The sequence below is a fragment of the Sphingobacteriaceae bacterium genome, from assembly GCA_002319075.1.
GTDB lineage: Bacteria > Bacteroidota > Bacteroidia > B-17B0 > Aurantibacillaceae > Aurantibacillus.
On record NVQB01000001.1, the window covers coordinates 4,515,347 to 4,529,875 of the forward strand.

The 14,529-nt window shown below is 38.4% G+C and carries 12 protein-coding genes and 1 tRNA gene; 9 read left to right on the forward strand and 4 right to left on the reverse strand.

Annotation, left to right across the window (positions count from 1 at the left end; genetic code table 11):
* Position 1 precedes the first annotated feature (1 nt).
* The 3 genes from CNR22_19555 (at position 2) to CNR22_19565 (ending at position 3,309) form a co-directional block, all read left to right on the forward strand.
* On the forward strand, positions 2-1,909 hold the full coding sequence (locus CNR22_19555) for a hypothetical protein (protein ID PBQ33887.1): 1,908 nt from the start codon (positions 2-4) through the stop codon (positions 1,907-1,909).
* 375 nt (positions 1,910-2,284) lie between these two features.
* Complete coding sequence (locus tag CNR22_19560; GenBank protein PBQ33888.1) at positions 2,285-3,061, forward strand: hypothetical protein; 777 nt, start codon at positions 2,285-2,287, stop codon at positions 3,059-3,061.
* A gap of 173 nt (positions 3,062-3,234) precedes the next feature.
* Positions 3,235-3,309, forward strand: a tRNA-Met gene (locus CNR22_19565).
* Positions 3,310-3,606: 297 nt separating this feature from the next.
* Here CNR22_19565 and CNR22_19570 read toward each other — a convergent pair.
* On the reverse strand, positions 3,607-4,434 hold the full coding sequence (locus tag CNR22_19570) for an AraC family transcriptional regulator (protein ID PBQ33889.1): 828 nt from the start codon (positions 4,432-4,434) through the stop codon (positions 3,607-3,609).
* Between the two features lie 108 nt (positions 4,435-4,542).
* Here CNR22_19570 and CNR22_19575 point away from each other — a divergent pair, with 108 nt between their 5' ends.
* From CNR22_19575 to CNR22_19595, 5 genes are all read left to right on the forward strand, one after another.
* Positions 4,543-5,106, forward strand: a complete 564-nt coding sequence (locus CNR22_19575) for an acetyltransferase (protein PBQ33890.1) — start codon at positions 4,543-4,545, stop codon at positions 5,104-5,106.
* 10 nt (positions 5,107-5,116) lie between these two features.
* Entirely contained in the window at positions 5,117-6,157 is a 1,041-nt protein-coding gene (locus CNR22_19580) for a hypothetical protein (protein PBQ33891.1), read from the forward strand.
* Positions 6,158-6,502: 345 nt separating this feature from the next.
* Positions 6,503-7,369, forward strand: coding sequence for a hypothetical protein (locus tag CNR22_19585; protein PBQ33892.1), 867 nt, complete (start codon positions 6,503-6,505; stop codon positions 7,367-7,369).
* A gap of 46 nt (positions 7,370-7,415) precedes the next feature.
* Positions 7,416-7,892, forward strand: coding sequence for a hypothetical protein (locus tag CNR22_19590; protein ID PBQ33893.1), 477 nt, complete (start codon positions 7,416-7,418; stop codon positions 7,890-7,892).
* 322 nt (positions 7,893-8,214) lie between these two features.
* Positions 8,215-8,661, forward strand: a complete 447-nt coding sequence (locus tag CNR22_19595) for a GNAT family N-acetyltransferase (protein ID PBQ33894.1) — start codon at positions 8,215-8,217, stop codon at positions 8,659-8,661.
* Positions 8,662-8,736: 75 nt separating this feature from the next.
* Here the strand turns inward: CNR22_19595 and CNR22_19600 are convergent, their stop codons facing one another.
* Positions 8,737-9,684 (reverse strand): hypothetical protein, encoded by a 948-nt coding sequence (locus CNR22_19600; GenBank protein ID PBQ33895.1) that lies wholly within the window; start codon positions 9,682-9,684, stop codon positions 8,737-8,739.
* 189 nt (positions 9,685-9,873) lie between these two features.
* Here CNR22_19600 and CNR22_19605 point away from each other — a divergent pair, with 189 nt between their 5' ends.
* Positions 9,874-10,611 (forward strand): hypothetical protein, encoded by a 738-nt coding sequence (locus CNR22_19605; GenBank protein ID PBQ33896.1) that lies wholly within the window; start codon positions 9,874-9,876, stop codon positions 10,609-10,611.
* A gap of 131 nt (positions 10,612-10,742) precedes the next feature.
* On the opposite strand, the gene CNR22_19610 is transcribed toward CNR22_19605, so the two are convergent.
* Together CNR22_19610 and CNR22_19615 are read right to left on the reverse strand one after the other, a co-directional pair.
* Entirely contained in the window at positions 10,743-13,295 is a 2,553-nt protein-coding gene (locus CNR22_19610) for a hypothetical protein (GenBank protein ID PBQ33897.1), read from the reverse strand.
* Between the two features lie 9 nt (positions 13,296-13,304).
* On the reverse strand, positions 13,305-14,477 hold the full coding sequence (locus CNR22_19615) for a site-specific DNA-methyltransferase (protein PBQ33898.1): 1,173 nt from the start codon (positions 14,475-14,477) through the stop codon (positions 13,305-13,307).
* Positions 14,478-14,529 lie beyond the last annotated feature (52 nt).

A 14,529-nucleotide genomic window follows, 5' to 3' on the forward strand; every position in this document is an offset into this window, starting at 1 on the left:
CATGACAACAGTTTTTAAAATCATAATAGGCCTGCTTCTTGTTTTACTGTTTTTTCCGGCAGGAGCCCAGACCATTTCTATTTGCGCCGGTACCACTACCGTTATAAGCGCGCAGAATAGTCAGAATCTCACAAATGCTTCTTATTCACTGAATCCGGGAGGACTTGTTTCTTCAAACCCTTCTTTTACTGTTTCTCCACTGGCCAGCACAGTATATACTTTGTATGTAACAGGCACGAATAGTAATTCGTTGCTTGTTACTACAATCAATAATGTATACGTACAGGTAAGTGGTGTAGCTTTCAACCTGGTTTCGCCCAACTCCTTTAGTTTGGGCTGTGGTACAAAGAGCGTTGGCATTATAAATATTGTGAATGCTCAAACAATTCCCATATCGGGTGGTCCGATTAGTTATACATTTCTGCCTCCCGGGAGTTCGTCAGTAATCCCCGGGGGACCATTGGGGTCTGTTGCAGCCCTAACTTTAACTACACCGGGTTTGTGGACTATTGTAGTAAGAGATAACACTAGTTTGTGTGAGTCGTGGAGTTCCGCAACTGTTACGCTCGATAACGCTGCACCCACAAATAGTATACAGGTGCCTAACAACGTGCTCAGTTGTGCAGTGCCGACGGTAACGCTCAGTACAAATGCAGTTTCGGGAGTTTCTTGTTATTGGCTCACAAGTAATGGTTCCGGACCTGTTTACGGAAACAGTCTGAATGCATCTGTTAACCTCGCAGCGCCCAGCCAGAGTATTTTAGGCACTTATACTTTAGTAGCAACCAAAACTAACAATACCTGTGAGTTCATGTCCTCAACACTCATTTACCAGAACATTTACAAACCTAATGCTGTGATTTATGCTCCCAATTTTAGTTTTTGCACACCTACGGTTGTATTAACTAATCAAAGTACAAGTGCTATTCCTCCGGGAATATTTCCCAAAAATTTGCCTGTAATTGTTCAACAGTGGCAGGGTCCGGCAGGCTCCGGCTCATCCACTACGGTGTTTGTGGCAAACACTTCAGGAACCTACACCATGGTTGTAGAAGATTCCAATAACGGCTGCATAAATGTTGCAACTGTGAGTGTCGTTCTTGGAGCTTCACCTGCCTTCGTTCATACTATTACGAGTGGTCAGGCCACATTTAACGATGTCTCTATGAGTTCGAGTGTAAACGCTTCTTATTTCTGGGATTTCGGTGACGGGACAAGTTCTACCTTTCAAAACCCGACTCACACGTATTTAAACACAGGAGCTTACCTGGTGAAGTTTAAAATCACGAACAGCATGTTGATGTGTTCTGACAGTGTAATTCAGTCGGTAAATATATCTGGTATTGCCTGCACAGCGAATTCTAATTTCTCATTGGTGCCAACAGCTACCGCGCAGGTATGGAATGTTATTCCCACATATCCCTGGAATGTAAGTGCTGCCACCTGGAGCTGGGGAGATGGATCAAGTTCAAACACGCTTTATACTTCGCACCAATACGCAGCAGCAGGTATGTACAGTATTTGCCTGACGGTAACAGTCTCCTGTGGTGATGTGTCTACCAGTTGCACCTCCTACAGTGTTTACAGAACTACAGAGGAAGCGAAAATTGTTTTTATAAACGTAATGAAGCCAGGCCTGGTGGCATGGCTGAGCGAAACCAGACAAGAAGCTCTTTCGTGGAGCATAGCGCCCAATCCGAATGCCGGTGAATTTACTTTGTTCAATAAGGGTGACGCGTCAGATGCTGCTCGGATTTTTATTACAGATCTTACAGGCAGAGTGGTTTATGCTGAAAGAAACTTGCAGTTTAATTCTCTGATCAAAACCGGGCTTCCGCAAGGTGTTTATCTTGTAACACTCGAAACCCAGCAGGCCAGGGCAGTGAAGCGCATCGTTATCCTGCACTAAGAGCAGTGTTAAGACTCCTGTGCAGCAGTGACAAGATCGTTCCCCAAAAACTGCACCTTTCCCTTTTTTGAGGCTTGCCCTGCGCGTTTGGCCATCCTTTAGTCCTGCTCAGGAGTTATAAAGGGCGCCTGAACGGGAGTGAGGTCGCCTGAGAGACTTGTTTATCACCTGGTATGGCAAAGCTGTTAACATAATACCCCTGCCTTTAGATCGTCTTGCATGTGCAGAGTACCGGGGCAGGTGGTTTCACGTGGATGTGTTAAAGGTACCAGGCAGGATACTGGTATTATAGAGGCAATATCCTGCTAATGTACTGCTATCTGGTATTTTGAGGGTTCAGGGCTAATTGCTATCTTTAGTCTACTTTTTAAGCTCATGGCAAAATTAGACGGCATTATAAAATTTACCGGAACGATAGACGGTATTACTTTTTATAACAGCAAGTATGGCTGGCTGGCCCGCAAGAAGGGCGGACCGGACCCGGATAAAATGAAAACAGACAAAAGGTTTGTTCGCGTGAGAGAGAATGGAAAGGAATTCGGAGCTTGCGGAAAAGCTGCTGGTCAGGTGCGAAGAGCATTGGCCTTGTATCTTGGTACGAGGCGTGATCCACAGTTGATCGGGCGGCTCACTAAAAGTTTCATCAAAATTAAAAATATGGACACCGTATCGAAACGTGGTTTACGTTCGATAGAAGTGGGCTTAACTCAACAGGCAGCAAGAGATCTATTTAAGGGATTTAATTTTAACGGGTCGCTGGCACTCGCTGAGGTTTTAAAAGCCTCTTATACTTTTGATATGGCTGCAGGGACTTTTTCAGTGAAAGGCTTGCAGCCTAAACTACACATAGTTGCCCCGAAAGGCGCGACGCACATTGTGTTTAAATCTATTTTAGTGTGCGTGGATGTAAGTAAAAATGCCACGGCTGTGCAGGAAAGTGAGGAAGTGCGCGTGAGTTTAAAAAGTACAAAAAGCAATTTACTCTTAGCCGCCGAGCCGCTGTTAATGAAACAAGGAATTCGCCTGTTGGTTTTAAAGTTGAGTTTTGAGCAAGAGATCAATAAAACCTTTTATCCTATTAAAAGCCTGAGTCACTCGGTATTGGAGCTGCTAGACACCGACGTTGTAAGCAAACCCCTGCGTTTAAAGTGAGTTTGCAGAAAGTTACTTCGGAAAAGTTTGCCCGAAGTGCCGGCTAATTTCAGAATTGTTAATAATTAATTTGCATAGTACCGAAACTAGTAGTATATTTGCACTCCGAATTTGATACCTCAATTATAATTCGGGACACACTAAGTTTGTAAATCACAAAATTTAAGATATAGTGCGGGATAGAGCAGGGGTAGCTCGTTGGGCTCATAACCCAAAGGTCGTTGGTTCGAATCCATCTCCCGCTACCAAAGGAAACCTTTCAGCTTCGCTGAAAGGTTTTTTAATTTTACATCAAGCCGCAAGCGAGCTTGCAGGTGAAGATGGAAAATTAAAAAACCAAGCCTTGCTCCTTCAGCAAGGCTTGGTTTCATTTGGTAAAGCCCTTCCCTAAGGATCAGCGAAGCTAATCCATCTCCCGCTACTTGAAGGATAATGGCAGTTATTGGCCGGTATTGAAGATAAAGTCACCTATTGGTGACCTTTTTTTATGAATATGATCTCATCAAAACTTCAGTTTCCTAAATTATTTTTCCAGTTCATGATTATTATTTCAACCGATTCCTGTATTCACTCGGTGTCATCCCTAGTAGCTTTTTTACATATCTCGTAAAAAAAGACCGGGTGGAGAAATTCATCTCGTCTGCAATTTCCGAAATATTTAATTTCTCATTTTCAAGAAATCTTTTGATTCTTTCAATTGTGTGCCGTTGAATCCAATCTGATGCTGTGATTCCGGTATTTTGCTTACTAACATAGTTTAGATACTTTGGTGTAATATTCAATTTATCTGCGTAAAACTTAACTTCTCGGTTCCTTGTGCTGTGCTCAAGCATCAACTCCATAAACCTTTCATATAAAGTTCCGCTATGAACTGAGCGCTTCCTACGCTCATAATTGTTTGCAAATGTGTGCCACATGTCAAGAATAAATAGCTGCATTTGACGTCGTAAAACTTCTTCATAGAACCGATGAGTCTTTTCTAAATAACGCTCATTCAAAGATCGAAAATTCAAAAGGACTTTTTCTTGATCCTTTTCGTCGTCTAAATGCAACACCGGATTCTGACTGGAATATAAAAAAGCGTCCATGCTCAGCTTTTGATCAGGAATATTCTCATTTAGAAAATTCATTTCAACGAGCAGAACTTTTGCTTTGAAATTCTTAGAAAACCTGAAATCACTGGATTTGCTGTTCGCGAAGAAAAAAACAAATCCTCCACCTTCACATGTATATGGCCTGTCATTAAAAGTAAAACTGAATTTTCCTGCCAGACAAATAATATGTGTATGAAACTGATGGGATAAATACCCTGGAAATTTTATATTCCTGTTCGCTTCTAAGACCAGTATTCTTGGCGAGGTTTCCTTATTCATGGATTAACAGACTTTCACAAAGATAAGTCATTTGTGACATTATGTGCTCTTAAAGTGTAACTTATTACGCATTTAATCTCCCGATCTTCGTGTTAGAAAGTTAGAAAAATGGAAATTCAGAAAAATATTTTTACGCGGCTACTTAGCGGGCAGTCGGTTCCGTTCACTGATCCCCATTATAGCAGCATTATAGAGAGTTGTAATGAAACCAGAAAGATCCTGATTCAGATGAACGCGGCAGCCACGCGACAAGAAATTCATCAGTTATTGAGCGACATAACAGGTTCCTCTATTGATGCCACGACAACGATTTTCCCTCCGTTTCAAATAAATTACGGAAAGCATACCAAAATTGGAAAGAATGTATTTATCAATTTTGATTGCACATTCCTGGATTTAGGTGGCATTGTTATAGAGGATAATGTGATGATCGCTCCTAAAGTAAGTCTATTAACTGAAGGACACCCTACAGGAATTAAAGATAGACAGATGCTGACTGTAGGTAAAATTATAATAAGAAAGAATGCGTGGATTGGAGCTAACGCAACTATTTTGCAGGGAGTAACTATCGGTGAAAACTCAGTTGTTGCGGCAGGAGCAGTAGTATCGGAGGATGTTCCCAGTAATACGATTGTAGGTGGAATTCCTGCAAAAATTTTAAAAACAATTTAAACACAAGTAAATGAAAAAAGCTTTGGTAATTGCAGTGGCGTTTCTAATAGTAGGGAGCACATCTGCACAAAATGTAAAATCAAAATCTGAAAAAATGAATAAAGAAGAGCATTACACTTTTACGTTAAGTGATAAAGTAACCCGTCAAAAAGTTAAATTTAAGAACCGTTATGGGATTGAACTTTCTGGTGACTTATATATGCCTAAAAATAGTGATGAAAAAAAACTTCCTGCTCTGGCAATTAGCGGGCCTTTTGGCGCGGTAAAAGAACAGTCGTCAGGGCTCTATGCTAATCAAATGGCAGAACGAGGATTTATTGCGATCGCTTTTGACCCCTCTTATACCGGTGAAAGTAGTGGTGAACCTCGTAATGTGGCTTCTCCAGATATTAATACGGAAGATTTTAGTGCTGCTGTAGATTTTATAGGTCTTCAAAAAAATGTGGACAGAGAGAAAATTGGGATTATAGGTATCTGTGGTTTTGGCGGTTTTGCATTAAACGCAACAGCGGTTGACAAGCGAGTAAAAGCTGTTGTTGCTTCTAATATGTATGATATGACAAGGGTAATGTCTAAAGGATATAATGATGCTGTAAATTTAGAACAACGCACCCAAACTCTAAAACAATTAGGGCAGCAGAGGTGGAAAGATGCTGAAAATGGCACATTTGCTTATGGACCAGAGGGCAATAAAGCATTGAAAGGTGATGAACCACAATTTTTAAAAGAGTATTATGATTATTATCGTACGCCACGAGGTTTTCATAAGCGTTCGGTAAATTCTGGAAATTCCTGGACATCAACTACGCCTTTATCGTTTATGAACATGCCTATCTTAACCTACATAAAAGAAATATCACCCAGACCGGTTTTAATTATTGCAGGAGAAAAAGCACACTCACTATATTTTAGCGAAACAGCTTTTGCTGATGCAAACGAGCCAAAAGAACTAATGATCATTCCGAATGCAGTTCACACAGATTTATATGATAAGGTAGATGTTATTCCCTTTGATAAGTTAGCTACATTCTTTAATCAAAATTTGAAATAAGTGGAACATTCTATAAAGGCAGGTCACTTGTTGTTCTTCTTTTATTTTTTGAAAAATCAAAATAAATCCTGTGCAACAAATGAACAATAAAATAATATTTAGCATAGTGATGTTTTCATTGCTATCATTAGGATGTAAAGAAAAAACTTCAGATGAAAATACAAATCTGGAAGGCTCTATTTTTCCACTTATACCTCTAAAAATACGATTTCAATGACAACCAACAAGGACGTTTTCCCGGATCGTAGTTGGGGGTCTGCAAAAGAATTGTAAGGAGTCTTATAATCATTTTTATAATAACATAAGTATTCTGAAGCAAATTTTTATATTTGCTCTGCAAACCTTATGAAAACCGACCTTACCCATCTTCCGGAACACAAGCAGGCCGAGCTTAAAGCTATCCGGGATGCAATTATCCCCAGGTATGGAGAGATCGAAATGATCATTCTGTTTGGAAGCTATGCGCGGGGTAACTATGTGGAAGATAAATACGAGGACAAGGGCATTACTTACGAATACAAATCAGATTACGATCTACTAATAATCACAACAAAAAATGCTCAGGCGGATAGCGACAGCCTGACGAATTCCATAAGCGGTAAACTGGAAGAACTTAATTTGCCTACGCCTGTGAATCCAATCTTTCATGGGATTGATTTTGTAAATAAAGAACTCCGCGACGGTAATTATTTTTTTGATGAAATAAAAAGGGATGGTGTGCAGATCTTCACTTCTAACCGTTATCAGCTGGACGAAAAGCAACCGAAGAGTGCGGAAGAACAAAGAGAAAAAGCACAAAAGTATTTTGATGGTTGGTTTGAAAGCGCTGATGGTTTTTATACTTTTTTTGAACACGGGATGCGTGACGGAAATTTGAAGGGAGCCGCATTCCAATTACACCAAGCTACAGAACGATACTTAGGCACGATTCAATTGGTGTTTACTGGCTACAAGCCGAAAACTCACGACATTGAAGTTCTTAGCAGATTTGCAAAAGCGGTTGACATGGAATTCGGAAAAGTGTTCCCCCGTGCAACTATTGAAGAACGTCGCCGGTTTACGCTTTTGAGGAAAGCTTATGTGGAAGCCCGTTATAACATGGATTACAACATTGGCAAAGCTGATTTGGAGTATTTGAGTGAGCGGGTGCAATTACTTAAGAACTTAACAGAACAAATTTGTAAACGTAAAATAGAAAGCTTTACCAAATAATTTTTCAGTGGTTGATCCTGATTGTTAAATCAAACCAATCAACTTTATGAAAAATAAAAGCGACCTAATTACCGCAAAAGATATTGCTTCTCTTAAAACCAAGGCAGCAAAGGTTCTTTTTACACCCATTTTAAGTCCACTGGAACTGACCGCTCTCAATAAAAAGTGGCAACCCTTCACTTACAAAATTGCCGATCTGAAAATCTACATTTCAGCCCTGCATTGTAAGCATCTTTTAATTTCCACATTACACAAACTGCAGCGGCTAAATGCGGCAGTAACTAAAGACAAGTTAAGCCAAGGAATTCCTATTAAGCTGCGGGAAACATTTGACGATCCCAAGATAGTTCTTTCACTAATTCCTCCTTTACGCAATAAACTTTGTAAACTGGAGTGCTACACCCTTTTTTCTATTATGCAAAAAGGAAAAGCGTTTTTCGAACAACATAAATTTAGCGCCGCGAATATTGCGGCGCTTGAAAATCTGTTTATGAAATACAGTTGCTCTAAACTATTTAAGTAGGCCAATAACGCTCAATAACCGCCAATAACGTCAATAACTGAAGGTTCCGGCAACGGAGCCTTTTTTGCTTTCTACCTTTGATGCCGGATTCGTTTTACTGCTTTTGGATTCGACGATCTTTGACGTATTGATATGAATGCCCTGCTCTTTGAGCAGGGTTTACTTTTAAGATTGAAAGAAAATAATTAGATTTGAAGCATGACTGCGTAATTTTTTTGCTTTGGTATTTTTGAAAACTGCCATCCGGCGGACTTTTTTTTCATGCACATCCGTTGCTATTGTACCTAAGATTTTCCTATTAATAATTTTAAAAATTACGACAATGAAAAAAATAACAATAATTAAGATTGAATCACCCAAGTCTCTGCCCAGTTGTGCCGAGGTGTTAGTTAACGCTTACAACTCAGAGCCGTGGAATGATGAGTGGACGAAAGATAAAGCGCTCGAAAAATTGATGTGCTTTTATAACTCTCCTAAATTTCTGGGTTGGATGGCATATGAAAACGACAAACTTTTAGGTTGTTGTGTTGGTAATATTGAACCTTATTTTTCTGGTGATTACTTTTACCTGAAAGAAATGTTTGTTTCCTTCGATGCGCAGCACAAAGGTATAGGACGGGAACTTATGAACGTTCTCACAGCTGAGTTAGAACGAATTAATATCAACGCAATTATTCTTTTTACGTCATCAGAATTCTTTCCGTTCGAATTTTACAATAAAGTAGGATTTAACGAAATGGAAGGAATGAAGATGATGCATCGGGGTTGACTATAAAATCAGCTACCTTTATTACCTAGTAAAGCCCTGCGGTACGGCAGGGCTTCTATTTATCCTTGGCGTTGGTTATTTTTTCTTAGCTATTTTTTTAGCAGCTACTTTTTTTGGCGCTGTCTTCGCTGGAGATTTTTTGGTACTTACAGCTTTAGAAGGTTCTATAGTAACTTTCGTTTTGTCGATAAAGTAGCGCTTGGCAACATCCTTAGCAGGTTGGCCGTTTTCATAGGCAACCATTACAGAAGAAATTACATCTTCCTTTTCTTTGTAAGTTGCTTTCTGTCCTGCTATAATATTTAAAATCTCCTCTACAAATTTGTAAAATTTACCGTGCGATGCTCCTTTTACTTTTTGGTTCTTCACGTGTTTAGGAGTAGCTTTTTCTTTACCTGCTTCCTTTGCGGCTTTGATGGCGTCTTCAACTTCCTCCAGCATTTTGGCTTCATCACCTTTAATAGCTTGAATAATTTGTATTACGGCATGTGCACTGATCTTTCCGCTTTTGATGTAGTCCCTTATCTTTGCAGGGGCGTTCGCTAATAAGATCAGGTTTTCAATGTAGCCTCTTGCTTTTCCCGTCCGAGCCACCACCTCGGTAACCTTCAGTCCGAAATTTATCAGTTGTTTAATCACTTCCGATTGTTCTAACATTGTGAATGGCTTGCCGTCATTGTTGATCAGGAACTCCAACGTGCGCTCTTCCTCGCTCATTTTGCGTTCATCAAGTATCACCGGAATGCGCTCTATTTTTTTGCCTTCTTTCAATGCAAGGTTTACCGCTCTCATTCTTCGGAAGCCCTCACGTAAATATATTTTACCATCCTTATCGGTAAAAGCTTTTACAGGGTTGCGTACTCCGTTCTGAACTATCGAGTTCATTAGTTCTTCGATGTTCCCGTACTCTTCACGGATGTTTTTCTTTTCATCTACGATCAAAGAGCTTGGCGCCATCATCACATAGTTTTTTTGTTGTACTGTAGCTAGTACTTTGCTTTCTGAGTTTTTTGTTGTTTTCATTTTTTAATGATTTTTAAATTTTGTGTACGATGTGGATCATACACTGTGCCACGAATCTCTTGTCAGGAAAGGATTTCACGTCAAATGGCTACTTTTGTCTTTTGGCAGTCAGTGTTTCGGACTTTGTGTCCGCAAATGCGTCGTAAAACATTGGCCAATGGCAAATTAAAATAATTAGTATTTTTATACATGGCTTCAAACATTAAGAAAACCAAAGCAGGTTTTGTATATATTCTTGCTAATTCTATTAATACAGATGTGATTAAGGTTGGCGAGGCGAACAATGCGGAGGAAAGGGCAGAACTACTTTCGCGTCAGACTGGATCGATGGGCGAGTACTCTGTAATTTGGAAGCATAAAATTGAGGATGACAATCAATCGGTTGAAAAAGCACTTCATTATAAACTGCGTGAATATCACTTAAACAAAGAGTACTTTAAAATTGATAAAAAGAAAGCTATAAAGATAGCTGCGCAGTTAATGAAAGATATTAAGCCTTTAAAAAATCCAAAGGCAAAAAGAGTTGAAGCGTTTAAGAAGGATAATAATTCTAAAGAATATAAATTAGCTTCGAAAACTGAATGGAAAGAAGTTTCACGAGCAACATCCAAAGAATTTATAAAGGAAGCTATTATGCTTTGCCTGAAAGAAGGGAAGGTTGGTCAACCTCAATACAGGCGGTTTTCGGCAATTAGAAATTCAGCGTTTACAACAATAGGTGGATTTGATCTTTATGTAATGAATCAGCATTTAAGAGTGGGAGTAACATTCGATTCCAAAGTAAAGGCAAAAAAACTTATTAAGGCGAAGATTGGAAGCCAGGTTAATACAAAAGATTGGGAGGGTGGTGTTACTTTTATTATTAGTAATCAGAAAGAGTTTAACGCAATGAAAAGATGGTTGAGGCTGGGGCAAAAACAATCCTAGGATAATACCCTCAAAGAAACGTACCACGTGGTAAGCCCTAAAGTGACAACATACTAATCGCCTTTCTATTTTATTATAAGAATAGAATAAAAGACACTGGATCTAAGGGCTTGAGAATTATTAATATTTAATCAATTAATTTGCAATTTCGCAAACACGAACGGAATGTAAGAATTCCCGGAGCTCCTCAATGCGTCCTCAAAAACAACAAATTCTTGGACAAAATCGAGCTCCTTGTATTTCGATTTTTTTAGTTCTAAAACAAATTTTTCAATACTTCCAAAAACAGTATCCACGATACCACTGACACTATATTGTTTATCATCGGATCTTCGGTCTATATTGGTAATAGATTGTAAATAACCTTTTAATATTTTCGAGTTCTTAAACACGAACTCAATTTGAATTTTTCTCGCGCCATCTAATATTTTATTTTCTAGAGACCCAGATGGTCCAGTAACTTTTTCAATGCAGTTGTGAAACAGGGCCCAAAAAAGTTGTTCAAATTCTTGTCTTTCGTTACAGTATTTTTGAAAATAGTATAAAAGGTACTTTTCTACTTCTGTTTGACCAAGAATGAAATCGCTACTAAATGTCCCGGACAAAAAACTTAGGAACTCTGATTCATTGTAATAGGGAAACTTTGCTGAATCAAGAGTACGCAACAAAAAATTCTTGTAATCTACAATCTGTCCATCGTAAAATTTATTAGCGATTGATTTCTGGTAGTACAATTTATTGAATAGTTCCCTTGAAGGAAATTCATGATACTCTTTTTTTGAACCGCTTGGAATATTGCCCAAGTAAAACATACTTGTGATGACCTTTTCAAAATCTTCCTTTGAATTACAGTCTTCAGTAGTATTAAAGTGAGTAAATTTTTCAACTAATGCCCGTCTCTTCCCTCCGTTGACTAGCTCGGTCATTTCTGTATTAACTTCGGATAGACTTTTATTCAATAGTATTCTAAAATCTCTATAACTCAAATCTATTTCTGAGTCTGTTTCTCTGAAATAAGCATTAATATTATTTATACGTTTTATAGACTTAATAGGAACTTTAGAGTGCACAGGCGAAACAACGAACAATGTCCTAAGTAACTCAAATAACTTTTGCTTATCAGCCAGATCTATTTGCAGGGTGCTCGAATTTTCTTCGATGTAATTAAATAGAATCAATTGTTCAGGCTTTCCATTTACTGCGGTCAAGGTACTAACACCGTTATCTGTTTCAATGAAGAATGATTCTCGACTAAAATATAGTCGCCTTAACAATGTTGGATAGCGAAGTTGTAAGATCGAGTAGTTAATATAATCAGTAAGATCAATTTCTTCGTGTCTTTTGTTGTAAGTTGATAAAAAATTGTTTGCGAATCTCTTAACGTCTCTAAGATTCACTAAAAAATGCTTCACATGCGTGGTTCTAGAAAAAACCGGTTTAATTTTATCAATTGTTGGAAGAGCGGAAGGTATTATGTTTTCACTTAAAATTTTTAAGATGGCTGCTTCGATTGCCGTTGAACCTACGGGAGACAGCGAATGTTCATATAGAATTATTTTTTCAAGATAAGCGGTGAAATTGTATTCATTGATAGTCTTAAGTGCACTTAACAAATAGCCACGATCATATGCAAGAACGAATTTAAGATTGTAAAAATCTGCCGTATTCCTAACAAGTTTTACAATATCGGCAATTTCATTTGATGCAAGTCGATCCAAATCGTCAATGAAAACTATAAAACTTCGATCGATTTTTCTTAGCGCGCGGTTGATTTCTTCGTGTTGCTCTTCAAGAGAATCTGGGATGAAGAGATTAGTACCTACACTTACGATAGACTCCAAAAAGTTATCTTTAGAACTCGCCAAAGTGTCGCTATACTTCTTAAGATCTACACGCAATAAATCACTTTGCTTTCCTACTGCTTCACTTAAACAAATAAAGAAATCGTTGTATAACGCACTTTGCCTGTACCCTCTCCAAGGATTAAAGTCGAGAATTACTGCTCGGCGATCATTATTCAACTTATCCTTCATCATTTGTGTAAAGGAACTTTTTCCAGAACCCCACTCTCCGTTTATTCCGATCACGATTGAACGGTCGCTATTTGTAACTAACATCCGGTTAACTAATTCTTCCGCATCAGAACGACGATTTAAAAGGTCATCTTCATGTGCTTTCAAAGCTTCATCCAAAATGAAAGGTGTAAAGTGTTTTGACCCCTTTTTATTCGACAACTTTCGACTAAGGAATGCCACAAACTTATGTATAGAGCAAATGTTAACTAAAAATAATGTTACTCCTACAAGAAAAGGAAAAAAAAGCGCGTCAAGATAATAAATGTCCAAAGAGTAAAAACGATGAAAGCTCCACGGAAATTTAAGTGCCCGGTAATAAACAAAACTTGAAAGAAGTGCGAGATAAACTGCGAAGTTGAATGAACCGACAAGATAACCTCTGCGCAATCTGTTTAGTCCAATAACAAGCGTACAAATAATTATTGAAAGGAACAAAATATCGTGAATAATATTTGAGCGAATGTGTGAAAGATACGGTGTTACAATTTTTAGCGACACCCAACTTTCTAGTTTAGGTCTAAAAAGTATAGCTGCAAAAAGAATCGAACTTAAAATTATCCATTTGGTTTTGTAAACTTTAAACTCAATAAAATCAAAAACTTTTTTCATTTATAGGGTTTATTTAAAACTGTCATCAGTCCACATCTTTAGTTGTTTTCTTTTGAGTTTTATCTCTGTCGGAAAAAGTTTGTTGTAATTTGAGCGATACTTGTCGAGCAACTGTTTTTCTTCTACTAACATATCAAACCTTTCAACAATTGCGTCTATGGGGCCTAGTTCAGCACCAATCCATTTCCTACCTTTCAACTCAGCAGTAACGTAGGTGGTTCCTGATCCGCCGAAAGGATCAAAAACAATGTCGCCAGGCTTCGTAGACATTTCGATAATTCTATCTAAAAGTTTAATTGAAAGTTCATTTGCCTCCAATCTTCTTTTGTACTTTTTATGTCTTACGGGCGGAATGTCGTACCAAACATCTGTTAAGTTTATGCCGTCGGGATTCATCTTATTTTTATAACCACCATAATCTTTAAGATCAACGTAACAGGAGGGGCAGAGCTCCATTTGCATTCGGTCTGGTGTAAAAGTATTCGGCCTTTCTCCTTTGACATAATAAAGAAGTGAGTAATGAGAAGGATAAAGGCGACCAGAGATTGGAAGACTAAATTTTATATCTGTCGCAATCCAGTGGCGAAATGTCAATCTGCTGTTTAAGTAATTTGAAAAATATGTGTTCCATTTAGGAATATTCCAGATAAAAAGACTTCCGCCAGGCTTCAACACTCTTATGCAGTCATTTAGCCATTCCTCTGTCCATCTAATATATTCATTCTGTGGTAAATCATCATCGATACTTGATAAGTAGAATTTCTTTAAGTTAAAAGGTGGATCAGCAAAAACCATATCAACGGAATCTGTCTCAAGTGATTGTAGTAGGCTTATGCAGTCGCCCTTATACATTTTTCCCAATCTTGTTTTGAATGCTGGTTTTTGCAGGTCTAGTTTATGCTTTTTTTGCGCTTTATCGGCTTCCGTATTTACCGCTCCATGCTTAGAAGCCAAAAACTCCCTGACCGTGTAATCGAAAATACCCATTCTGATTTTAAACGTCGTCTCATCTATTTTTAAATGAGCCAGAATACGATTCAAATCATTGTCGAATGGCAGGATTCCATTTGAGTCGTAATATTTCAAACTCGCTGCGCTCACCTCAGTTTTATTGATAAAATCCTGCAAAGACTTTTTATCGCCGATCGGTATGCCGCAAGCACTTAAGAGAGGATGTTTCATGACTGATAAAGATAAACATTTTGTAGACTATAGTCTGTGGCGCAGCAGTTTT

Excerpts from the sequence above, each read along its gene's own strand:
- CNR22_19610 (PBQ33897.1), bottom strand. The coding sequence starts at position 13,295 with ATGAAAAAAGTTTTTGATTTTATTGAGTTTAAAGTTTACAAAACCAAA.
- CNR22_19575 (PBQ33890.1), top strand. The coding sequence starts at position 4,543 with ATGGAAATTCAGAAAAATATTTTTACGCGGCTACTTAGCGGGCAGTCG.
- CNR22_19555 (PBQ33887.1), top strand. The coding sequence starts at position 2 with ATGACAACAGTTTTTAAAATCATAATAGGCCTGCTTCTTGTTTTACTG.
- CNR22_19585 (PBQ33892.1), top strand. The coding sequence starts at position 6,503 with ATGAAAACCGACCTTACCCATCTTCCGGAACACAAGCAGGCCGAGCTT.
- CNR22_19580 (PBQ33891.1), top strand. The coding sequence starts at position 5,117 with ATGAAAAAAGCTTTGGTAATTGCAGTGGCGTTTCTAATAGTAGGGAGC.
- CNR22_19615 (PBQ33898.1), bottom strand. The coding sequence starts at position 14,477 with ATGAAACATCCTCTCTTAAGTGCTTGCGGCATACCGATCGGCGATAAA.
- CNR22_19605 (PBQ33896.1), top strand. The coding sequence starts at position 9,874 with ATGGCTTCAAACATTAAGAAAACCAAAGCAGGTTTTGTATATATTCTT.
- CNR22_19595 (PBQ33894.1), top strand. The coding sequence starts at position 8,215 with ATGAAAAAAATAACAATAATTAAGATTGAATCACCCAAGTCTCTGCCC.
- CNR22_19590 (PBQ33893.1), top strand. The coding sequence starts at position 7,416 with ATGAAAAATAAAAGCGACCTAATTACCGCAAAAGATATTGCTTCTCTT.
- CNR22_19570 (PBQ33889.1), bottom strand. The coding sequence starts at position 4,434 with ATGAATAAGGAAACCTCGCCAAGAATACTGGTCTTAGAAGCGAACAGG.
- CNR22_19600 (PBQ33895.1), bottom strand. The coding sequence starts at position 9,684 with ATGAAAACAACAAAAAACTCAGAAAGCAAAGTACTAGCTACAGTACAA.
- CNR22_19560 (PBQ33888.1), top strand. The coding sequence starts at position 2,285 with ATGGCAAAATTAGACGGCATTATAAAATTTACCGGAACGATAGACGGT.